The sequence below is a fragment of the Bacillus sp. J41TS8 genome, from assembly GCF_018333035.1.
GTDB lineage: Bacteria > Bacillota > Bacilli > Bacillales > Bacillaceae > Bacillus > Bacillus paralicheniformis.
The window spans coordinates 17,052-39,417 of record NZ_BORF01000021.1; the positions used below are offsets into that span (position 1 = coordinate 17,052).

At 48.8% G+C, this 22,366-nt stretch carries 18 protein-coding genes; 8 read left to right on the top strand and 10 right to left on the bottom strand.

Translation table 11 applies throughout. From position 1 onward, the window contains the following. Positions 1 to 6: 6 nt before the first annotated feature. The 5 genes from KI350_RS21220 to KI350_RS21240 form a co-directional block, all read right to left on the bottom strand. Entirely contained in the window at positions 7 to 1,428 is a 1,422-nt protein-coding gene (locus tag KI350_RS21220) for an MDR family MFS transporter (RefSeq protein ID WP_026580547.1), read from the bottom strand. Between the two features lie 11 nt (positions 1,429 to 1,439). Next, positions 1,440 to 2,327: a TetR/AcrR family transcriptional regulator gene (locus KI350_RS21225; protein WP_020450175.1), complete on the bottom strand. Its 888-nt coding sequence runs from the start codon at positions 2,325 to 2,327 to the stop codon at positions 1,440 to 1,442. 94 nt (positions 2,328 to 2,421) lie between these two features. Continuing rightward, the gene (locus KI350_RS21230; protein ID WP_059231857.1) at positions 2,422 to 3,264 is read right to left on the bottom strand and encodes an isocitrate lyase/PEP mutase family protein; all 843 of its coding nucleotides are present in this window, start codon (positions 3,262 to 3,264) and stop codon (positions 2,422 to 2,424) included. A gap of 110 nt (positions 3,265 to 3,374) precedes the next feature. Beyond that, positions 3,375 to 4,112 carry an NADPH-dependent oxidoreductase gene (locus tag KI350_RS21235; RefSeq protein WP_059231859.1) on the bottom strand — a complete coding sequence of 246 codons (738 nt, stop codon included), beginning with the start codon at positions 4,110 to 4,112 and terminating at the stop codon, positions 3,375 to 3,377. Positions 4,113 to 4,130: 18 nt separating this feature from the next. Then, complete coding sequence (locus KI350_RS21240; RefSeq protein WP_059231861.1) at positions 4,131 to 4,418, bottom strand: putative quinol monooxygenase; 288 nt, start codon at positions 4,416 to 4,418, stop codon at positions 4,131 to 4,133. A gap of 177 nt (positions 4,419 to 4,595) precedes the next feature. On the opposite strand from KI350_RS21240, the gene KI350_RS21245 reads away from it, so the two are divergent. Next, on the top strand, positions 4,596 to 4,892 hold the full coding sequence (locus KI350_RS21245) for an ArsR/SmtB family transcription factor (protein ID WP_026580551.1): 297 nt from the start codon (positions 4,596 to 4,598) through the stop codon (positions 4,890 to 4,892). 64 nt (positions 4,893 to 4,956) lie between these two features. Here KI350_RS21245 and gabR read toward each other — a convergent pair whose 3' ends face one another. Further along, on the bottom strand, positions 4,957 to 6,387 hold the full coding sequence (gabR, locus tag KI350_RS21250; RefSeq protein WP_026580552.1) for a MocR-like transcriptional regulator GabR: 1,431 nt from the start codon (positions 6,385 to 6,387) through the stop codon (positions 4,957 to 4,959). A 103-nt stretch (positions 6,388 to 6,490) separates the two neighbouring features. On the opposite strand from gabR, the gene gabT reads away from it, so the two are divergent. The 3 genes from gabT to gabD are packed head-to-tail and all read left to right on the top strand — an operon-like array spanning position 6,491 to position 10,598. Continuing rightward, positions 6,491 to 7,804 (top strand): 4-aminobutyrate--2-oxoglutarate transaminase, encoded by a 1,314-nt coding sequence (gabT, locus tag KI350_RS21255; protein WP_059231863.1) that lies wholly within the window; start codon positions 6,491 to 6,493, stop codon positions 7,802 to 7,804. A gap of 33 nt (positions 7,805 to 7,837) precedes the next feature. Next, positions 7,838 to 9,229: an APC family permease gene (locus KI350_RS21260; protein WP_043054059.1), complete on the top strand. Its 1,392-nt coding sequence runs from the start codon at positions 7,838 to 7,840 to the stop codon at positions 9,227 to 9,229. Next, positions 9,204 to 10,598, top strand: a complete 1,395-nt coding sequence (gene gabD / locus KI350_RS21265) for a succinate-semialdehyde dehydrogenase (protein ID WP_059231865.1) — start codon at positions 9,204 to 9,206, stop codon at positions 10,596 to 10,598. Before KI350_RS21260 ends, gabD begins: the two co-directional genes overlap by 26 nt. Positions 10,599 to 10,642: 44 nt before the next feature. Here the strand turns inward: gabD and KI350_RS21270 are convergent, their stop codons facing one another. Further along, positions 10,643 to 11,527: a DMT family transporter gene (locus tag KI350_RS21270; RefSeq protein WP_026580556.1), complete on the bottom strand. Its 885-nt coding sequence runs from the start codon at positions 11,525 to 11,527 to the stop codon at positions 10,643 to 10,645. Positions 11,528 to 11,689: 162 nt separating this feature from the next. On the opposite strand from KI350_RS21270, the gene KI350_RS21275 reads away from it, so the two are divergent. Continuing rightward, a complete protein-coding gene (locus KI350_RS21275) occupies positions 11,690 to 12,181 on the top strand; it encodes a hypothetical protein (RefSeq protein ID WP_059231867.1) in 492 nt (163 codons plus the stop codon). A 47-nt stretch (positions 12,182 to 12,228) separates the two neighbouring features. On the opposite strand, the gene KI350_RS21280 is transcribed toward KI350_RS21275, so the two are convergent. Genes KI350_RS21280 through KI350_RS21290 form a run of 3 tightly spaced genes read right to left on the bottom strand, consistent with a single transcriptional unit; the run spans position 12,229 to position 15,114 of the window. Further along, a complete protein-coding gene (locus KI350_RS21280; protein ID WP_059231869.1) occupies positions 12,229 to 12,873 on the bottom strand; it encodes a YcnI family copper-binding membrane protein in 645 nt (214 codons plus the stop codon). Positions 12,874 to 12,875: 2 nt separating this feature from the next. Next, positions 12,876 to 14,513: a copper resistance CopC/CopD family protein gene (locus KI350_RS21285; RefSeq protein ID WP_171866299.1), complete on the bottom strand. Its 1,638-nt coding sequence runs from the start codon at positions 14,511 to 14,513 to the stop codon at positions 12,876 to 12,878. A gap of 28 nt (positions 14,514 to 14,541) precedes the next feature. After that, positions 14,542 to 15,114, bottom strand: a complete 573-nt coding sequence (locus KI350_RS21290; RefSeq protein WP_020450188.1) for a DeoR family transcriptional regulator — start codon at positions 15,112 to 15,114, stop codon at positions 14,542 to 14,544. A 258-nt stretch (positions 15,115 to 15,372) separates the two neighbouring features. On the opposite strand from KI350_RS21290, the gene nirB (KI350_RS21295) reads away from it, so the two are divergent. The 3 genes from nirB (KI350_RS21295) (at position 15,373) to nirB (KI350_RS21305) (ending at position 22,362) form a co-directional block, all read left to right on the top strand. Beyond that, complete coding sequence (gene nirB, locus KI350_RS21295; protein ID WP_059231872.1) at positions 15,373 to 17,667, top strand: nitrite reductase large subunit NirB; 2,295 nt, start codon at positions 15,373 to 15,375, stop codon at positions 17,665 to 17,667. 1 nt (position 17,668) lies between these two features. Beyond that, complete coding sequence (gene nasC, locus KI350_RS21300; protein WP_059231874.1) at positions 17,669 to 19,828, top strand: assimilatory nitrate reductase catalytic subunit NasC; 2,160 nt, start codon at positions 17,669 to 17,671, stop codon at positions 19,826 to 19,828. A gap of 113 nt (positions 19,829 to 19,941) precedes the next feature. Continuing rightward, positions 19,942 to 22,362 carry a nitrite reductase large subunit NirB gene (gene nirB / locus KI350_RS21305; protein ID WP_059231876.1) on the top strand — a complete coding sequence of 807 codons (2,421 nt, stop codon included), beginning with the start codon at positions 19,942 to 19,944 and terminating at the stop codon, positions 22,360 to 22,362. Positions 22,363 to 22,366 lie beyond the last annotated feature (4 nt).

The window sequence follows — 22,366 nt, forward strand, 5'->3', positions numbered from 1 at the left end:
TCAGGATCAGCGCGCCGGCTGGCCTTGTTTGTCGGCCTGCGGCTTCTTTTTCAATGTGAACGAAAGGATAAATCCGATCAGCGCCAAGACAGCGGCCACGATAAAGGCGGAATTCATGCCGTGAATGAGCGCATTTAACGGGTTAGATGCGGCAGCGTTTTTGGCTGAATTGCTCATGACGGAAATCAAAACGGCCGTGCCGATTGAACCGCCGATCTGGCGCATCGTATTGTTCATCGCTGTTCCGTGCGGGATGAGATGCATCGGAAGAGCATTGATGCCAGCGGTTGTGAGAGGCATCATAATCATGGAAGTGCCCATCATCCGCAGCGTATAAATGACGATAATAAATGTCAGCGAAGTATCCATTTGCAGATCCGCAAACGGGATCGACGTCAGCAGCAAGATGGCAAAACCGATAATCGCAAGACCTTTTCCACCGATCTTGTCAAAAATCCGGCCGATGATCGGCGACATGATACCCATTGCTATCGCGCCAGGCAGAAGCATCAGACCGGAATCGAAAGCTGTCACGTCTCTGACGTTTTGCGTATACAGCGGCAAAATGGTTTCAGTACCGATCATTAATGCAAAAACGATCATACCGAGGAGCGTTGTTATCGTAAAAGTCCACGATTGGAAAACGCGAAACTCGAGTATCGGCCTTTTGATTCTTAATTGTCTAGAGATAAAGAAGAACAGAGCGACCGCACCGACTGCAAAGGAAATTAAAACGGTATTGCTTCCCCAGCCTTCTGATCCGGCGTTGCTGAAGCCGTACAATAAACCGCCGAAACCCAGGCTGGACAGGATAATAGATAAGATGTCCACTGATGTTTCTCTCAATTTCGTAACGTTTTTCATCAGTAAGATGACAAGCACAAGATCAATCAGGGCAATTGGCAGAATAATATAAAATAAGTATCTCCATGTAAAGCTGTCGACGATCCAGCCTGACAATGTCGGTCCGATGGCCGGTGCAAATGCGATGACCAAACCGACCATACCCATTGCAGCCCCGCGTTTTTCAACCGGGAAAATCGTTAAAAAGATCGTCTGCATGAGCGGCATCATAATTCCCGCACCCGCGGCCTGGATGATTCGCGCCGCAAGGAGAACCGGGAAGTTAGGCGCAACTGCGCCGACGACCGTTCCCGCCACAAAGATGCTCATCGCGGCGATGACGAGCGCGCGGCTCGAAAATTTTTCGATTAAAAAGGCGGTAATCGGAATGAGAATCCCGTTTGTCAGCATGAACGCCGTTGTCAGCCATTGAGCTTTTGTAGCGTCTATGTTTAAGTCTGCCATAATATGCGGCAGTGCCGTAACCAGAAGCGTTTGGTTCAAGATCGCGATAAACGCCCCTGCAATGAGCAAACCTACGATGATATTTCTGTTGTATGTCTGTTGTTCAGTTCCTGTATTCATATCAATCCCTCTTATTCTTTGATACTAATTGTTTGTATTTGTGAAACATCGCATTGGAGCGCCTCGATTTTTCCAAGGTAATCAAGGAGAGCCTTAATTAAATACGTGCGGGGCTCATTGGCGAAAAGCTCCTCGCTCAGCAAATCTGCGGCAGACAGCAATTCTGTCACGGAAACGTCGTCTTGTGGCAGCGAGGAAATCTTGTTTTTCAGTTTTTGCAAAAGGTCTTCAAGCAATTCCTCTTTTTTGGGCGGTGCCCAGCATGATGAGAAATTCGTATAGGAGGCAATAATGTCTTCATTTAATGAACTTTTCTGATCTTCGTTCAGCTTTTTCTCTATGAAGAGATCCAGAACCGACATAATGAATGGCGGAATCGTTTTAACGTCGGGCTGTGCTTTTCCAGTGCCGACTAAAAACAGGAATTCTCTCATCAAACCGTGGAAAATGATGACGATATCCCATATAAACGGTTCCACCTCTTCGCCGTACGCTTGAATGATAGAGTCTTTATGCCAGCTGATGATCAGCGATTTTGTTTCTTTCAGATGCTTTTTAAATACCGCGGTATCCGGAGACGATCCCTCATTGGAGAGGAAATTGATAAATTGGCGGTTTTCCCTGAATTCCGTAATCTCCAAAGCGATTTTTTTAGCGAGTCTTTCTTTTGGCGTCAGCGAGGTTTCCGTATTGATGATGGCGCTTTTGTTCAGCATTTCATGCTTTCTGAACTTGATCAATGCCAGCAGAAGATCTTCTTTAGATTGAAACAGTTTATAAATAGATGCTTTTGACATTTTGCATTCTTCAGCGATCGCTTGCATTGCAACGTTATGATAGCCTTTTTGGGCAAACAGCTTTTTGGCGGCCCTTAAGACTGCTGCTCTTTTTTCGTTCATTCCGGCTCCTTCTTTCGCAATGATAAAACTCATGGGTTACGAAAAAACCCATGAGTTTTCATAAATGAAATATTAACAGACCGAACTGTTTAGGTCAACGATTTTGTTTTGGGTTACGGTGAAGGCTGATCCAATCGGCAGCTTCGCCGTATGAAAGGACTCCGTCCGTCATATGACTGAAGGAGCCGCGGGTGATGATGTCTTCACCGATCTTTTTCACCAGCGACAGGGCGGCTCTGAACGGGGCGGATCCGCAGCTGATTCTTTCGATCCCCAGTTCGGAAAGAATTTGTAAAGAGGGAGTGTGTGAGCCGGCCAGTACGTTGAGTGGTCCGGGTATATCTTTTCTCAGCCCGGCAATGGTGCCTGTATCATTGGCTCTGGGGATAAATATGCAGTCCGCGCCTGCTTGTCTGTACCGATTTGCCCGCCGGACGGCTGTTTGAAGCCGGGAACCGGGAGCGTCTGCATTGAGCCAGTATACATCCGTGCGGGCATTGATCAAAACAGGAAGGTTCAGTTTTTTGACAGCCGCAATTTTTTCTTCCATTAATGTTGCATCACAAAGCGGCCGGCAGGGGTCTTTCGTTCCGTCTTCAATATTCATACCGACAACGCCGGCCGCTGCGGCTTTTTTTGCGTTTTCAGCAACTGCTTCCGGTGATTGGCCGTAACCCGCTTCAAGATCTGCGCTGACGGGAATATCGACGGCATCCGTGATGGTTTTCAGGACGGAAAGCAATGTTTCAAAAGGGAGATGTTCGCCGTCGGGATAGCCGAGGGACATGGCAATTCCGGCGCTGGTTGTGCCGACTGCTTTAAAACCGCAGTTTTGAAACGCTTTGGCGCTGGCCGCATCCCAGGCATTCGGCAGAACGAACGGGCCTGACTGATGATGGAGGTCTAGAAATGCTTTATATTTTGCAAATGGTTTCATGTGTTCCACTCCTTTTTTACATAGTGTAAAGGTAAAGACCTTCGATGCTCATCGAAATGTGGAATGGAACGCATGAAAAAAGGCTATCGATCACCGATAGCCTAAAGTATCTATTCGAGTTTAAATCCTTGTTTCTCAAGCATCTCACGGATGTGAGGATAATACACTTTATTGTAATAAGCGGATATGCCCTGAGACCAGTTTCTTGTTTCCTGTCCGTTTGTCCGTTTTGTCATGTATTCGGATATTTCTTCATCGTACGCGTCGATCAGCGGTTTTAAGTCAGGTTGATAGGTTTCGCTGTGCCTTACCGCTTGTTCAGGAAGTCGCGGCTTTTTCGCGGAGCGGTCCGCCGGATGGCCGACGACAAGCCCTGCGACAGGGAAGACGTATTCGGGAATATTGAGCAGCTCGATCAGCTCTTCTGCACGGCCGCGGACAGCGCCGATCGGCACAGTGCCAAGCCCCATCGATTCAGCGGCCGCTGTGGCCGTACCGAGAGCGATGCCTGCGTCGACAGCTCCGACAAGCACGGATTCCATTCCGTCTGTGATCGCAAGCGTTTCGCCGTTTTTCTCAAGGGCGATTTTCGCACGGTTGAAGTCCGCGCAGAACAAAAGGAAAACGGGGGCCTGCTCGATCCAGACCTGTCCGCCGGCCAATTCGGCGATTTTCTTTTTCCGTTCTTCATCTTGAACCGTAATCACGGTGACCTGCTGGCCGTTGATTGAAGTCGGTGCGGCTTGAACGGCTTGAATGATCTTGTCCAGCTGTTCAGGGTTCACGGGCTCATCTGTATAGCTGCGAATCGATCTATGGTCTGTCAATGATTTCAATACTTCATTCATTTAAACGTCATCCTTTCTTTAATCCGGTGTGTGCGTTTTAACCACATTCAGCGGTTCTGATAAAAGGTCGCCCGCGGCTTGAACGAAAGCTTGAAAGTGCTCTGTCTGATTATGGGCGTCAATTGCGTTTTGATCTTTCCATTGCTCAAGCATGACAAATGTATTGGCATCTTCGGTATCTTCAAACAGCTGGTATTGGGCATTGCCGGCTTCAGCTCTTGAATGTTTAAGCAGCGGTTGTACGCTTTCGAGAAAGGCGTTGCGTTTTTCTGGTTTTACTTTCATATAGGCTTGCAATACGATCATCGGTTCAAACCTCCGTCATGTCATTTAGAATTCCTTTGCGTGTACGTTGTATACACATTGAATTGATTGTTCGAAAATCATCGAACAATTGCATCGTAACATGTCTTTGCTTTGGCGGCAACCTATTTGCCTTCTTGACGAATTGTCTTGAAGCTAGGATTATGATACATTTAACCCATGAAAACAAATGAAATGAAGTTAACATCTGTTCTCCATGCCTTGAGTGATCCATACAGGCTTGAGATTGTCAAAGCCCTGGCTGACACAGCCGAGAAAACGTGCGGTACATGCACAAATCTCAATATCGCAAAGTCTACGCTGTCCCACCATTTCAAGGTGCTGAGAGAAGCGGGGCTACTCAAAGTCCGCATTGAAGGGAAGCATCATTATTACTCCCTCTGCAAACGGGAATTGGAGGAGCAGTTTCCGGGACTGATTGAGGCGGTTCTTCAGGTAGAAAAGGAACGGTGGTAAACGGGCAGACGTTGGCTTTCTAAAGCCAAGTTGATACCGGCAGGAGCGAACCTGCCGGTATTTTTTAAAACTTCTCATCACCGCATACCGCTTCATAAAGCTTGGCAGTCCCTTTGTCGATCTGATCGGCAGCGATTTTAGCAAATCCAAGCACGAGCGATACTGTTCCTTCATGTTTTGTCTGCTCTTTCTTTAACGTAAACCGGTTCATGCCGTAAACCTCGACCCGTCTATCCTTTGCTCTTGATAAAACCTCTTCTTCACTTCTATCTGTTTCAAAATCGGCCACAAAGTGAAGGCCTGCGCTTTCGCCTTTAATTTTCACCCGGCCGTTAAAGGTTTTGACAAGGCTTCCGATCAGCCTTGTCCGCTTTTCTTCGTAAATCTGGTTCATTTTCTTGATGTGCTTTTGGTATTCCCCCGATTCGATCAATTCCTGCAAGGCGAGCTGTGTTAAAACGCTGCTCGATTGAATCGAGAAATGGTGCCTTTTTCTGTATCGCTTCAGCAGCTTTTGCGGCAGTACCATATAGCTGATTCTCAGACCCGGAAGAAGCGATTTTGAAAACGTGCCGATATAGATGACTTTCTCAGAGCGGTCAAGGCTTTGCAGGGCGGGGATCGTATCGCTCCCATATTTGAATTCGCTGTCATAATCGTCTTCCACAATATAGCGGTTTTCCCCGTCGGAAACCCAATTTAAAAGCTGAATCCTTCTCGATACCGGCATAATGATTCCTGTTGGAAACTGGTGTGAAGGCGTGACAAATAAAACATCCGGATTCAGACGGTGAATCTCGCTGATCCGCATTCCTTTATGATCGAGCTGAATCGTGGCCACTTCTTTCCCTTCATTTTTCAGCAGTCGATAAATGCGGCTGTATCCCGGCTCCTCCATCGCATAGACGGCTGAGGCGGGGAGAAGATCCTGAAGCGTATGAATTAAGGACTGCGTGCCTGCGCTGATCACGATTTGTTCGGGGTGACACTTGACGCCTCTCGTTAAAGCGATAAACCGTGCGATCGTTTGGCGCACTTCGTAGACACCTTGCGGATGCGTCATTTCTCCAAGTTCGTTTACATGAGAAGAAACCGCTTTCTGTTCACAGCGAAGCCATGTTTTAAATGGAAAATGCGCCGTATCGACGCTCATATGGGAAAACGATATCCAGCCGTCTTTGCTTGCCGGCTTTTCAACCAGTTCTTTTTCCAATTGAAAAGGGCCGGGATGGCGGCTGGCATGGAACGTTTCGATCTGCTCTACAAAAAAGCCTTTTCTTTCACGTGAATAAAGATAACCTTCTGCCAGAAGCTGCTGGTAGGCAGCGTTGACCGAATTAATGCTGACGTTCAATGCTTCGGCGAGCTCGCGCTTGGAAGGGAGTTTTTTTCCCGGCAAAAGATTGCGGCTGAAAATTTCTTCTTTAATCCGTTGATAAATTTGGTGATAAATATAATCCGCATCCTTGGAGCGGTCAATCGGTATCGTAATCATAGCGCCTCCCCCCTGGTACCTTTGAAAATTAATGATTGGTACTTTTCATCATACCAAAAAATATTCAGAATTATAAGAAATAAGAGTGGGGGAGAGATTTTTTATGAGTCTGAACACAAAAGCATTCACAACGGAAGATTGGCAGGCCAAACGGGATCAATTTGTGGCAAGGGGTGTCTCCAACGGAAACCGTCATCTGGCCGCTAAAGGGGAAGGGGCCGTTTTATACGATATTGACGGGCGCCGTTTTATCGATTTTGCCGGGGCGATCGGTACATTAAATGTCGGGCATTCACATCCGAAAGTTGTAGAAGCTGTCAAGCAACAGGCCGAACAGCTCATTCATCCGGGTTTTAACGTCATGATGTATCAGGCCTATATCGAATTGGCGGAAAAACTTTGCCGGCTTGCACCGGGCTCACACGAGAAAAAAGCGATTTTCCTGAACTCGGGTGCGGAAGCCGTAGAAAACGCCGTGAAAATCGCCAGAAAATATACGAAGCGTCAAGCCGTCGTTTCTTTTACCCGCGGATTCCACGGGCGCACAAACATGACGATGAGCATGACGAGCAAGGTTAAACCATACAAATTTGGATTCGGTCCATTTGCACCTGAGGTATATCAGGCACCGTTTCCTTACTACTATAGAAAGCCTGAAGGGATGACTGATGAAAGCTACGATGACATGGTTATTCAGGCATTTGACGATTTCTTCGTCTCGTCTGTTGCTCCGGAGACGGTCGCTTGCGTTGTCATGGAGCCGGTGCAGGGAGAAGGAGGATTTATTATTCCTTCCAAACGGTTTGTGCAGCATGTCGCAGCCTTCTGTCAAAAACACGGCATCGTTTTTGTCGCCGATGAGATCCAAACAGGCTTTTCCAGAACAGGCAAATATTTTGCGATTGAGCATTTTGATGTCGTTCCTGATCTTGTGACGGTGTCAAAATCGCTGGCTGCCGGCGTTCCGCTCAGCGGTGTCATCGGCCGGGCGGAAATACTTGATGCGGCGGATCCGGGGGAACTCGGGGGCACATACGCCGGAAGTCCGCTTGGATGCGTAGCCGCTTTGGCAGTGCTCGATATTATCGAATCGGAACAGCTCAACAAACGCTCTGAAGAAATCGGCAAAGCCATTGAAGAGCGAGCGCATGAATGGAAGGTGAAATATCCGCAGATTGGTGAAGTTCGCAGACTTGGCGCGATGGCGGCGCTTGAAATTGTCCGGGACGAAAAGACACGGGAGCCGGACAAAGCCGCTGCGGCCAAGATTGCCAAGTACGCCAATGAACACGGCCTGCTCTTGTTGACGGCAGGTATCAATGGCAACATTATCCGTTTTCTGTCTCCGCTTGTTATTACTGATGAATTGCTTGAGGAAGGGTTCGGCATCATCGAAGAAGCGCTGAAACAGCTCTAGTTTGACATCTTCTAAAGGAAGGGGCGGATATAGATGGGTAAACAGCAAATGAAAAAAACGATGTCGCAGACGGATGTGCTATTTTTAGCAATCGGGGCTATGCTCGGCTGGGGCTGGGTCGTCCTTTCCGGCGACTGGATTTCGACAGCCGGTTTTTTGGGCAGCACCATCGCATTTATCATCGGCGGCATACTGGTCATCTTAATCGGGTTAACATACGCGGAGCTGTCTTCTGCCATCCCTGAAACGGGGGGCGGCTTGGTTTTCGTCTACAGGGCGTTTGGCCGGAAAACGGCTTTTGTCGCCGCTTGGGGTGTGCTTTTCGGCTATGTTTCGGTGATCACATTTGAGGCGGTCGCATTACCGACCGTCATCGATTACGTCCTGCCTGTCGAACATCAAGGGTTTCTCTGGTCGCTTAGCGGCTGGGACGTGTATGTCACTTGGGTGTTGATCGGTTCAGGGGGTGCGGTCGTCCTGACCGCGCTCAATTACTTCGGCGTCAAGCCGGCCGCGATTTTTCAGTCGGTTTTTACGATCGCGATTATCGCCACGGGCTTTCTCCTTTTGGGAGGCGCTTTGGTAAACGGTAATGTTGAACATATGCAGCCCCTTTTTAAAGACGGATTCTCCGGGATGATGTCCGTCCTCGTCATGATTCCGTTTCTGTTTGTCGGATTTGACGTCATCCCTCAGGTTGCGGCTGAAATTAATGCCCCGAAAAAAATCATCGGCAAAATTTTGATTATTTCGATCGTCAGTGCGGTCGTGTTTTATTTGCTGATTGTTTTCGGCGTGACGATGGGACTGTCAGAAAGCGAGCTTGCAACGACTTCTTTGGCGACCGCGGATGCAATGGTCAATCTGCTCGGGAACCAGCTGTTCGGCACGGTGCTTGTCCTCGGCGGAGTCGCCGGTATCATTACGAGCTGGAACGCATTTATCATCGGCGCGAGCCGCATTCTGTTTGCGATGTCGGAAAAAGGCATGGTGCCGAAATGGTTCGGCTTCATCCATCCGAAGTATAAAACGCCGACTAACGCGATTTTATTTCTAGGGGCGCTGGCGTTTTTTGCACCGCTGCTCGGGCGCCCGGCTCTTGTTTGGATCGTTAATGCAGGGGGAACAGGTATTATAGTCGGATATTTGATCGTGTCGATTGCATTCATGAAGCTGAGAAAGACAGAGCCGGATTTAAACAGACCGTATAAAATCAATAAGTGGAAAACGACGGGTATATCTGCTATCCTCTTAAGTGTTATCTTTCTTGCCTTTTATTTGCCAGGCATGCCGGCCGCGCTCACATGGCCGTATGAGTGGCTGATCTTGGCAGGATGGACATTGATCGGTTTTCTTTTATACAACAGCAGTTCAAAACGTAAAGGGGAGGAGATTCAACATGACCAGCATGCTAGAAGTATATAATCCTGCGACTGGAGAAAAAATCAAATCGGTTCCCCAGCAATCCGCAAAAGAAGTCGAGGAGGCAGTCGTACGCTCGCATGAAGCATTTCAAAAATGGTCGAAAACATCGGCTTCAGAACGAGCGGGCTTACTGAAAAAATGGTTCGATTTGATTGTGGAGCAGAAGGACGAGCTGGCAAAATTAATTACGCTTGAAAACGGCAAGCCGTACGCTGAAGCACAGGGAGAAGTCATATATAGCGCAGGCTATATCGAATGGTATGCGGAGGAAGCAAAACGCATCTACGGAAGAACGGTTCCCGCATCTGTGACGAACAAGCGCATCATCGTCACGCGCCAAGGGGTCGGTCCTGTTGCGGCGATTACCCCGTGGAACTTTCCGGCGGCGATGATCACGAGAAAAGCGGCGCCAGCCTTGGCGGCGGGCTGTACTTTTATCATCAAGCCGGCGCCTGACACGCCTTTAACGGCGCTTGAGCTCGTTCGCCTCGGCCACGAAGCGGGCATTCCGAAAGACGTCCTTCAGTGTGTGATCGGCGACGGAAAAGAGATCGGTTCTATTTTTACAAGCCATCCGCTGATCCGCAAAATTACGTTCACCGGATCTACGCCTGTCGGCAAACAATTAATGAAAAACAGCGCCGAGACGGTGAAACATGTGTCAATGGAGCTCGGCGGCCATGCCCCGCTGATCATTGATGAAGATGCCAACATCGACCTCGCCGTTAAACAGACGATGCTGTCGAAATACAGGAATGCAGGACAAACGTGCGTCTGTGCAAACCGTCTGATCGTTCACGAATCGATTAAGGATGAATTTGCAGAAAAACTCCGCGCGGAAGTCGCCAAGCTGAAAGTCGGGAACGGGCTTGAAGAGGGTGTATCAATCGGTCCGATCATCAATAAAAACGGCTTCCAAAAAATCGTTGATCAAATCAATGACGCGGTGGATAAAGGGGCGAAAGTTCTCATCGGCGCCGAATACGAAAGCGATGATGAGAAATCATGCTACTTTGTCCACCCGACAGTGCTGACGGATGTTGATCCTTCAATGACGATCATGCATGAGGAAACATTCGGTCCCGTTGCGCCGATTACGACTTTTAAAACGCTGGACGAAGCGGTCAAGCTCGCCAATGATACGCCTTACGGTTTAGCGGCATACTTCTTTACGGAAAACTACCGCCGCGGCATCTATTTATCCGAAAATCTTGATTACGGCATTCTCGGCTGGAATGACGGCGGTCCGTCAACCGTTCAGGCGCCTTTCGGCGGCATGAAGGAAAGCGGCATCGGACGCGAAGGCGGACAGGAAGGCATCGAGCCGTATTTGGAAACAAAATATTTGTCTATCGGTTTGGATGAATAACAAGACAACATGAAAACCCGCCCGCATATCCACGGGCGGGTTTTTTACGCTTTCACTTGTTCAGCGTTCATTTTATTCTTTTTGGGCTGATAGGAAATATAAAAAATGCCCAGCAGAAGCAATGCGATTCCGGCCCAGGAAACAAGAGGCAGCGATTCCTTGACAAGCACGGTTCCTAAAAGCGACGCTGTGAGCGGTTCAGCCAGCGACAGGGTCACCGCTGTTGAGGCGGGTACTTTTGCCAATCCTGTCGTAAATAACAGGTACGCGGCACCGGTTGCAATGACGCCGATATAGAGGCTGACAGCCGATCCCTGAACCGATAAGATCCAGCTCAAATCGTACAGAAACAACAACGGGGCAAGCAATACAGCGCTTAAAAAGAACACGGTGCCTGTGACAGCCTCCGGCTTCTGCTGTTGCAGGAGCTTTTTGCTTGTCAGCGTATAGACGGCAAAGGAAAGACCGGCGCCGAGTGCGAGCAATATGCCGAGAAAGCTCCCTCCCGATGAGGCGGAAGGGATGAATAACAAGGATACGCCTGCTATCGCTGCAGCCGTTGCGATCCACCATTTCGCTTGGGGTACTTTTTTGAACACGAGCCATTCGAGGCAGCCGGCGATAATCGGAGCGCTGCCGATGGCGACGACCGTTCCGACGGCGATCCCTGAGAGACTGACAGCTGAAAAAAAGAAAGGCTGATAAAATGCCATGCTCAATGCTGCGATAATCAGCGTTTTAACGGGCCAGCCGCTGCGTTTTAATTGACCGCGCAAAGCCGCGAACAAGAGCAGGGTGATGCCGCCGACCGCCATTCTGACAGCGCCGAACACAAGAGGCGCCGCTTCTTCAGGCGCGAACGCCTGGGTTGTTCCCGTCGTTCCCCATAAAATGGCCGCAAGCAAGACAAACAGAATCGATACTTTCATACTCCGATCTCTCCCTACTCAATCATTCAGAACTTTTTCTATTGTAAGATAAGTTTGTCAATTTTTGAATCACCGTATTGGAAATTTTCCTGCAAAGAGGATATTTTCAACGCTGGCCGAATTCATATAATTCCCTAAAATAATTAAAGTCGGAGGAAGCGGATGAAAAAACGAACAGTTTTATTATTTTTGGCGATCTTGGTTGCGGGTTGTGCGAGCGCCCAAGAAAATGATGAACAAACCAAATGGGTGAACAGCGAACAGGAAGCGATTGAGGACGGTATTCGTTACGAGAACATCACAAAAGACGATATTATAGACAAAATCGATTTAAACGGCGAACAAGTCGTCGTTTTTCGATTCGGCGATTCGGAGGGAGAGGGAATTTGCCTCGCTCACATCAAACGAGAAAACGGCAAATATCAATGGTACCGCGACTTAAATTACGCAATTGTAAAATCGGATCACCCGAAAACGGAGAGTGCGGAAGCTTCTTCACCGTTCACAACGCCTAAGGGAAGCAAGTACACGTTATATACAGGGGATGCCGCTCGCCTGAATGGAACATTTGAGACTGATGGCGGGCTTCATTTAGAGGCGGTGGTCGATCAAAAAACGGGCATGTATTATCAGATCGTGCGGGATTCGAACTGAAATGGGCACAAAAAGGCTGTCGGGATATTCCCGACAGCTTTTCATTTTTACGATTTCTTTTTGCGCACTGTCAAGAGCAGCGCAGCACCCCCAAGAAGCACGGCGAGGATCGACAGGATGAGGGAAGCGGTTTGAATCCCTTGTCCTCCTTGACCGTCTTCATTTTCTGCGGCAGTGTTTTGTTTCGTTGAAGCGCCGTGTGCGTCAACCGTTTCGTGTCCGAGCTTTGCAGCGTCGACAATGCTTGTGATCGCATGCGGGGTATCGGCGTTTTCATCACCGGTCCACTCGACAATCGTGCCGTCTTTATAATATTGGTAAGCGTTCCAGGCGGCCTTTTGTTCTTTGTCAGGGTTTTTGGCGGTGAAGGTAAACTGCTGGAATTCACCAGGCTGAATGCCGCCGTTTTTTGCTTCCCACGTCACCCTTGTCACTTTTTCGTTTTTGCCGGTTTTAGTGCTCGTTTTCCAGCCCGGCACCGGTTCATACTGCTGAAATTCAACACCGTCCGGCATGCTGAGAACGACCTTGGTTGTGGCGTTGTCTTTTTCAACCGGTACTTTGACGGTGTATGTTTCCCATGAGCCTGCTGCTGATTCGGCCGGTTTTACCGTGACATGTGCGCTGACAGGCACGGAGAAAAGCAAAAATGATGCTAGGATTGCACCCAGCGATAAAGTTTTTTTAAACATAATCAAAACTCCTTTTTATTAATTTTCGCATTGAAAACCGTTCTGATTTCCTCAAATGACGCCGTTAATCCGTGAACGCGGATCTTCCAGATGCCGTCTTCGTTTAAATTTAAATTTTTCGTTTGGAAAACGCCGACTTTATTTTTGCTGAGGCTGAACGTACTCTCCTTGTCATCCCCGAAAAGCCCGGTTTTCTCAACGGTTAATTCGATTTTTTGAATATCTTTGACGACGTCCCCTTTTCTGTTTCTGACGGTGACCTCAAACGCATTTGAGCCCGGCATGTTCGGGCTGATTCGGAGCGACAGCGTGTTTCCTTCCGTCAGCTGCTTCGTCTCACTGAAAGGCTGCGGCAGCGGCGCGGGCGGACTTGGAAGATTGGTGAAAACCGCCGTGGTCAGCAGAATGAGAAGCCCGACCGCCCATTCAGCTTTCAGCGAACGGCCGCCCTGCTGTTTCGGCACTTTTCTAAAACGGAAATAGTGAAATGCTCCGAGTCCGATCATGAGAAGAACGAGCGCCACTTTCACAAGGAGCGCTTTTCCGTAAGCCGTCCCGAGCAGGTTATCCAGTGTGTGAACAATGAAGAAGCTGTTGAAAAGGCCCGAAAATATGAGAAGCCCTGCAGAAGCGAGCGCCCATGGCGAGAAGCGCCGAATGGTTTCCCATATCACACTTTTGTCAGGCTTCAGCCAGTCTTTTCCGAAAAACAGCACAAACATCGCGAGTCCGCCCGTCCAAATGGAAGCGGCATTCAGATGGATGAAGTTCATCGCGATCGTCATATAGCCGGCGCTCGTCGAAGCGGCATGGCCGTCGAGCGATTTGACGAACAAAAGTCCGGCAAAAAGGAACAGGCTCAAGATCGCGCTCTTCAGACCTTTTCTGTTCGAACAAAAAACAAGCACGGCGATGATGGCGATGTTGATCAGCCACAGCATTCCGCCTGTCGTATTCAGAAGCGTTTCATGCAAAAGCGAAGGCTGGAAAGCCCCGCTCCAGGAAACGCCCGCGTTTGCTTTTGTTTGCAGGGGCAGCTGAATGATGATGGCGGCCCCTGTCAATATGAGCGCCGCATTCTTGATCCGCTTCAGCCGGCGCCGTTTGTCACCCGGCCAGCCGTTTTCAGGGCGATGCCATACGAGTTGCAAAAGAGCGGCCCCCATGAACAGGGAGAAACCGGTATACAAAAGGACGCGTTCCATGACGGTATCGGCTGCCGGCAGTCCTGATGCTTGATTTTGCTGATCTTTCGGCAGCCCGCCTTGAATGTTTCCGATGCTGAAAGGGATCGTGCCTGATACGGGATGCCCATCTGCGGATACGGCTCTCCATTCGGCCGAGTAGATATCATCCTTTAACTTCGGTTTCAGTTTGACGGTCATAATCTTGGCGTTTTGCGGGTCGATTTCCGTTTTGCCGGAATCGACGCGCTCACCTGACGAATTTCTGACCGTTATCGAATGAAACCCGTTCTGAATCGCTTCATTGAATTCAATCTTGATTTCTGCAGGCGCTTTTTTCAGCTCCTGATTTTCAGCTGGAGTTGATTTTACGATATATGCGTGAGCAAAAGCGGCTTTTGGCAGCAGAATGATACATAGAACAGCGAGAACTGTCCAGAGTGTTGCTCTTTTCATCACATTCATCCAATCTTTTAACAAAATTTCACGTCTTCAGGCTGCAGCAGCTGTTCTTCATCGTTTTCTGGATGAGAAGCGCGGCATCGTCAAACGATAACAGCTGTCCGCCAAAGCCTTTTTTAAATTTCCGCGCATCCGCTTCAGAAGCGAAAGGGATCGCCTGCGGCTCGCAGCAGTTCAAATGAAGATCCGTATCCAGCAAAAAGACGGCGGCTTTGGCACTGATCGTCGTATCCAGCAAAAAATCTCTGCAGATGATCTGTGACACGTCATCTTTCACTTTCTCATAGCGGAGCATTGCGCAATGGGAACAGCAAAATTGTTCAATTTGACTGTCGTTTTTTACAATCTGCACGGAAAGCCTCGAGCCTGTCCCTTTTCCGCAAACGACGCAAAGCTGCCCAAGCTGCTGCTTCGGCTTGTTTAGCGTAATTCCGCCTGCCGTCTTGATGACCTGTCCGTTTTCAACAAGCGGTTTAATGTCGCGGTAAACGGTCATTTCAGAGACGTTCAGCCTTTTCGAAATGTCCGAAATGCGCAGAGATTCTTCTTCTTTGACCCACGCCAATATCTGCTGTCTTCTTTTAATCGGTAGCATTCTCCTCCTCCATTTCTTATGTTCTTTATTTTAAGCCTAGTAGATTGCAGGAAAAGAAACAAGCAGAACGTGATAAAAAATGTGATAAAATGTTGAACTTTAACATCGCGGCCAAAGCCGTTGAATCGTCATCAATGGGTGCTGGTCAAACCGTCCTGTTTCTAAAATTTTTTGTCAGGAAATGTAACAGGTTTAAACGCTTTAGCGATGCAATGTGAAATAATAATCCAGAGCAAAGCTGCAGAGGGAGGGGAGAAAATGGGGAAACAAAGGCTGGTTTTAATAGGAAACGGCATGGCCGGGGTTCGCACGGCGGAAGAAATTTTACAACACGGCGGGAGCCGGTTTGAGATCGTCATCATCGGCAGCGAACCACACCTCAGCTATAATCGGATTCTGCTGTCTTCTGTCCTTCAGGGGGAAACGGATTGGAACGATGTGATGACAAAAAGCCGGAGTTGGTATGAAGAAAACGGGATTACACTTTATACAGGGGAAACAGCTGTCGCAATCAATACGGTGAAACAGACGGTGGCGACAGATCAAAACCGCGAAATCGCTTATGACAAACTGATCATTGCGACGGGCTCTTCCCCGTTTATCCTCCCGGTTCATGGTGCGGACAAAGAAGGGGTATATGGTTTTAGAACAATAGACGATTGCCGGGCATTGATAAAGGCATCAAAGCGGTTTGAAAAAGCGGCCGTCATCGGCGCGGGAATTTTGGGTCTTGAGGCGGCGCGAGGGTTGGCAAACCTCGGGATGAAGGTTGATGTGATTCACCACTCTTCCTGCATCATGCAGAATCAGCTTGATCGGCCGGCATCTGCCATGCTCCAGAAAGAGCTGGAGCATCAAGGGATCCATTTTCTTTTGGATAAAGATACAGAGGCGATTTTAGGAAGATCCCGCGCCGAGGGTGTGCGGTTTAAAGACGGGACGGAGATCAGCGCCGATCTCATCGTCATGGCTGCCGGTGTCAGACCGAATATCGAACTGGCCAAGGTGAGCGGTATTGCAACAAACCGGGCGATCATCGTCAGCGACTATATGGAGACAAATATTCCAAATGTCTACGCCGTCGGTGAATGCGCGGAGCATAACGGAACGGTCTATGGTCTAGTCAAGCCTTTGTTTGAACAGGGGAAAGTGCTGGCCAGACATATTTGCGGGCTCGCATGTGCCGGTTATCAGGGCTCCATCCAGTCTGCAGCTCTAAAAATGTCCGGCATCGACGTCTTTTCGGCAGGGAAAATCACAGAGGACGACTCGACAACGGCTATTAAACTTTTAGACGAAGCGTCAGGAGTCTATAAAAAAGCCGTCTTTCAAGGGGATAAAATGGCCGGCGTGATTTTATACGGAGACACCAGCGGCAGCCAACGGCTGTTGGAAAGCATTATCAAGCAAAGAGATATTACCGTTGTCAAAAAAGAGCTGTTTCAATCGGAAGAAAACAGTTCAGTCGCTGCTATGGCGCTTAGTGAAACGATCTGCCAATGCAACGCGGTTTCCAAAGGCGCGATCATGGAAGCCATACAGACGCACGGTTTAAAGACGGCCGAGGAGGTCAAAGGCTGTACAAATGCTTCCGGATCATGCGGCGGCTGCAGGCCGTTGCTTGAAGAACTGCTGCTCCATACCGCTGAACAGGATGATTACGTATCTGCGGCGGAACAGCCGATGTGCACCTGCACTTCATTCACGGAAGATGAAGTCGTGAACGAAATACAGATAAGAAATCTTTCTTCCGTTCACGAAGTCATCTCGGCGCTCGGCTGGAAAAACAGCAGCGGCTGCCGAATTTGCGTGCCCGCCATTCACTACTATTTAAAAATGATCCGTCCGGACATCATCTATGAGGAGCACGAAGAGGAGATGGGTACCATCATTCCGCAAATGTACGGAGGCCGAACGAATGCCGAAGAGCTGAAGCGCATTGCAGAAGTGATTGAAAAATATCAAATTCAAGAGGTGTACATGACACACCATCAGAGATTAAAGCTTGCTGGTATCAAGCCGGAGTATATAGAGCGCGTGAAAGAAGAACTCGGCATGCCGCATTGCCCGCCGCCTCAGCATAGGATCGCCGCGGTTAAAACGTGCACGTGCGGATCACCGCAGATTCAAACATTGGCAGCAGACTTGGAAAAAGCGGCAGAATCCCTCCTCATTCCGGCCAAGGTCTCGATCGGGGTGTCGGGCTGTTTGGACGATTGCGTGTACGCTTCAGTTCATGACATTGGACTTCTCAAAGTAAACGGGGGCTGGGAGATTTATGCGGGCGGCCAAGGAGGACAGCATGCTGCTCCGGGAGAGCTGCTTTCAGTAGCCGACTCGGCGGAGGAAGCGGGGGAATTCATGAAAGGCCTGCTTCAATATTACCGGGAAACAGCAAATTATCTCGAGAAGGTCGGGCATTGGATTGAACGCGCCGGTATCATTCATATCCGGGAAGTTTTATTTGACAACGGACTTCGCGGCCAGCTGATCGAACGGCTTGAAAAAGAGAAGCGGCTGGCTCAGCAAGAAACGATAAAAGGGCTGATGTGAATTGACAGAACGATTGCTAAAGTACTTTCGCACAAAGCAAAAAGAAGTGCAATCCGAAAAAACGTATGACACCCAATGTCCATTTTGCAGCATGCAGTGCAAAATGCAGCTCATTGAACAGACGATTGTGACAAGAAAAAAATACACGGCGGTCGGAAAAGACAATCCGACGACAAAAGGACGGCTGTGCATGAAAGGGATGAACGCCCACCAGCACGCGTTTCATTCAGAGAGGATCACCCATCCGCTGATCAAAAAAAACGGCGAATTCGTCCGTGTGACATGGGAAGAAGCGCTTCAGTACATCAAAGAGCAAGTAACAGCGATCCAGCATGAAGATGGCTGTGATGCTTTGAGCGTATATGGCAGCGCGTCTATTACAAACGAAGAAGCGTATTTGCTCGGGAAGTTCGCCCGCGTCGCCTTGAAGACGAAGCATATTGACTACAACGGCAGGCTTTGCATGTCGGCGGCCGCCACAGCTGCAAATCAAACCTTTGGAATGGACCGGGGGCTGACAAATGCCCTTTCCGAGATCCCCCATGCAAGGGTCATCATCCTCGCAGGTACGAATATCGCAGAGTGCCAGCCGACGATCATGCCGTATTTTGAAGAAGCGAAGCAAAACGGGGCCTACATCATTGTCATCGATCCCCGCGAAACGGCAACGGCCAAGATCGCCGATCTGCATTTGAAAATCAAGCCGGGGACAGACGCAGCGCTCGCAAACGGTATGCTGAAAGTCATCATTGAAGAACAGCTGACAGACGGAGCTTTTCTCAGAGAGAGAGCGGAAGGTTTTGAAGAGGTCAAGCGCCATGTGGCGTCTTTATCACTTGAAGACATTGCGGCCAAAACCGGAATACAAATCGAGCAGATCAAAAAAGCTGCAGTAAAATTTGCCCGCGAGGAGACGGGAATGCTGTTCACGGCGAGAGGGGTTGAACAGCAAACAGACGGAACGGCTGCTGTCAGAAATTTACTGAATATTCTAATATCAACTGGAAAAATCGGCAAATTTGCCTGCGGCTACGGCGCCGTCACCGGACAAGGAAACGGACAGGGCGCGCGGGAGCACGGCCAGAAAGCAGATCAGCTGCCGGGGTACCGGTCGATTGAAAACGAAGCCGACCGCGCCTATATTGCGGATGTTTGGGGCATAAAAGCTGAAGACCTTCCGGGAAAAGGTGTATCCGCTTATGAAATGATGGAGAAAGTTCATGAAGGGGAAATTACCGGGATGTTTTTAATGTGTTCAAACCCTGTTGTATCCAGCCCGAATGCCGGCTTTGTCAAATCCGCTTTGGGAAAATTAAAGTTTTTTGCAGCCGTTGATTTGTTTCTTTCTGAAACGGCAAGACTCGCGGACGTCATTCTCCCCGCATCATCCTATCTCGAGGACGAAGGAACGATGACCAATCTGGAAGGCAGAGTGACATTAAGGGAAGCCTCAAAGCCGTGCCCCGGTGAAGCGAGGCATGACTGGCAAATGATTTGCGATATCGCCGCAGCTCTTGGAAAAGGCCGTTATTTCTCATATCGATCGGCAGAGGATGTTTTTAATGAATTAAGAAAAGCGAGCCGCGGCGGAATTGCCGACTATTCGGGCATCACTTATGAACGTCTGAGAAAGGAAAGCGGCATTTTATGGCCTTGTCCCGAACAGGGGCACCCCGGGACACAGCGCCTGTTTGAATCATCCTTTGCCCACCCGGACAAAAAAGCGAAAATGTGCGTCGTCCCGAACGAACCAAAGATCAAAAAAGATGAACCGACTGAGGAGTATCCCCTTTTTCTGACGACCGGAAGGGTAATGTCTCACTATTTAACCGGCGTACAGACGAGAAGGAGCGCTGCACTCAAGGCCAGGCACTTTGAATCATTTATGGAAATCCATCCGAAAACGGCGGAAAAGTACAACATTGGCGACAGGATGCTGGTCAGGGTGGAGTCAAAAAGAGGCAGCATCATTGTCAGGAGCAAATGGTCGGAAGCCATCAGGCCGGATACCGTATTTGTACCGATGCATTGGGGGGATTCGCAAAATGTGAACGATTTGATAGCGGAAACGCTAGATCCGTCTTGCAGAATGCCGGGATTTAAGGTTTGCTCCGTGAAAATTCGTCCGTCAGTTGACAATTATGTGAATAAATTGTCATAAAAAGTCATAAAAAGTTTACAAAATTAACTATAATTTGTGATAGTTTTAAAGATGTAAACAGAATACTTGTTTAGGGCGTATAGTGAATTGTTTTGAAAAAGGGGAGGATCATAGTGAAAAAAAAGCAGCTAGTCCTTGTAGGGAACGGTATGGCCGGGGTCAGGGCCGTTGAAGAAATTCTTAAAATTTCAAACGAAGAGTTTCAGATCACGATTTTCGGAAACGAACCGCACCCAAACTATAACCGGATTCTTCTTTCCAAAGTGCTTCAAGGAGATACGGATGTTAAGGACATTACACTGAATGATTGGGATTGGTATGAAGAAAACGGGATTCAGCTGTATACAGGTGAAGAAGTCGTTAAAGTTGATCCGGAGTCCAAAACCGTCATCACGGATACGGGAAGAGTCCAGCCGTATGATGAACTGATTTTGGCGACAGGTTCTCTCCCTTTTATTCTGCCATTGCCCGGAGCGGATAAAGAAGGTGTAACAGCATTCCGTGATATCAAGGATACGGATATTATGCTCGAAGCTTCCAAAACGTACAAAAAAGCAGCCGTTATCGGCGGCGGATTGCTGGGACTGGAAGCAGCGCGCGGACTTCTTAACCTTGGCATGGATGTTACCGTTATCCACCTCGCGCCATATTTGATGGAGCGTCAGCTTGATGCAACCGCAGGACGGCTTTTGCAAAAAGAGCTGGAAAAGCAGGGCATGAAATTTTTGCTGGAAAAGCAGACAGAAGAAATTTACGGAGAAACACGTGTCGAAGGCTTAACATTCAAAGACGGCTCAATGCTTGAAGCCGATTTGGTCGTCATGGCGGTCGGAATCAAACCGAACGTTCAGCTCGGCAAAGACTGCGGCCTTCCGGTAAACAGAGGAATCGTCGTCAATGATTACATGGAAACCGAAGTTCCCAACATTTACGCTGTCGGAGAATGTGCGGAACATAGAGGCATTGCCTACGGACTTGTCGCGCCTCTTTATGAACAGGCAAAAGTGCTTGCCAAAAAAATCTGCGGCGTTGAAACGGCTCCGTATGAAGGATCTGTTTTATCAACCCAGCTGAAGGTTTCCGGTGTTGAGGTCTTTTCCGCCGGTGACTTTAATGAGGATGAAGGAGAAGACAAAAAAGCGCTCAAAGTGTTTGACGAACAGGACGGAATCTACAAGAAAATCGTTCTGCGCGGCAATCAGGTGATCGGCGCCGTACTGTTCGGAGACAGCAGCGAAGGCAACAGGCTGTTTTCCATGATTCAAAAAGGAGCAGATATTTCAGATACTTCTAAAATTTCAATCTTGCAGCCTTTGAATCAGGAGGAAGGCATGAGCTTAACCGCTGCGATGAGCGACGATGAGATCGTATGCGGCTGCAACGGCGTTTCGAAAGGGATGATCATTCAGGCGATCAAAGAGCAGGGCTGCACGTCGACCGATGAAATTAAAGCCTGCACAGGCGCATCACGCTCTTGCGGAGGATGTAAGCCGCTTGTCGCTGAGATTCTGCAGCATACGCTCGGCTCAGAGTTTGATGCTTCAGCACAAAAAGAAGCGATTTGCGGATGTACGGACCTTTCAAGAGACGAAATCGTGGCTGAAATCAGAGAAAAAGGGCTGACCCATACGAAAGAAGTCATGAACGTGCTCGGCTGGAAAACGGCGGAAGGCTGTTCCAAATGCCGCCCTGCGCTTAACTACTACCTCGGCATGATCAATCCGAAGGAATATGAAGATGAAAGAGAGTCCCGCTTCGTCAATGAACGGATGCACGCCAACATTCAAAAAGACGGCACATATTCAGTCGTACCGCGGATGTACGGCGGGGTTACCAATTCGAATGATTTGCGGCGCATCGCTGATGTCGTCGACAAATATGAAATTCCGCTAGTGAAAATGACCGGAGGCCAGCGGATCGACCTGATCGGCGTCAAAAAAGAAGATCTTCCGAAAGTATGGGCTGATCTTGATATGCCTTCAGGATTTGCTTACGGAAAAACGCTCAGAACCGTAAAAACGTGTGTAGGCGAACAGTTCTGCCGCTTCGGCACGCAAGACTCAATGGCCCTCGGAATTGACCTTGAGAAAAAATTTGAAGGGCTCTACACGCCTCACAAAATTAAAATGGCGGTTTCCGCTTGTCCGAGAAACTGCGCCGAATCCGGCATTAAAGATATCGGCGTCGTCGGCATCGACGGCGGCTGGGAAATTTACGTCGGCGGAAACGGAGGCACGCATTTGCGCGCAGGCGATCTGTTAATGAAAGTCAAAACGGCTGAAGAAGTCATCGAAATTACAGGCGCATATCTCCAATACTATCGTGAAACAGCCAACTATTTAGAGCGGACATCTGCATGGGTTGAACGTGTCGGCTTGTCCCACGTCCAATCCGTATTGAATGATAAAGAAAAACGCAAAGAACTGAATGACCGCATCAATCAAGCGCTGTCTGTCCATAAAGACCCGTGGAAAGACTTTTTGGAAGACGAAAAGACAACAAAACAGCTATTCGAAAATGTTGTCACTTCTTAAAATG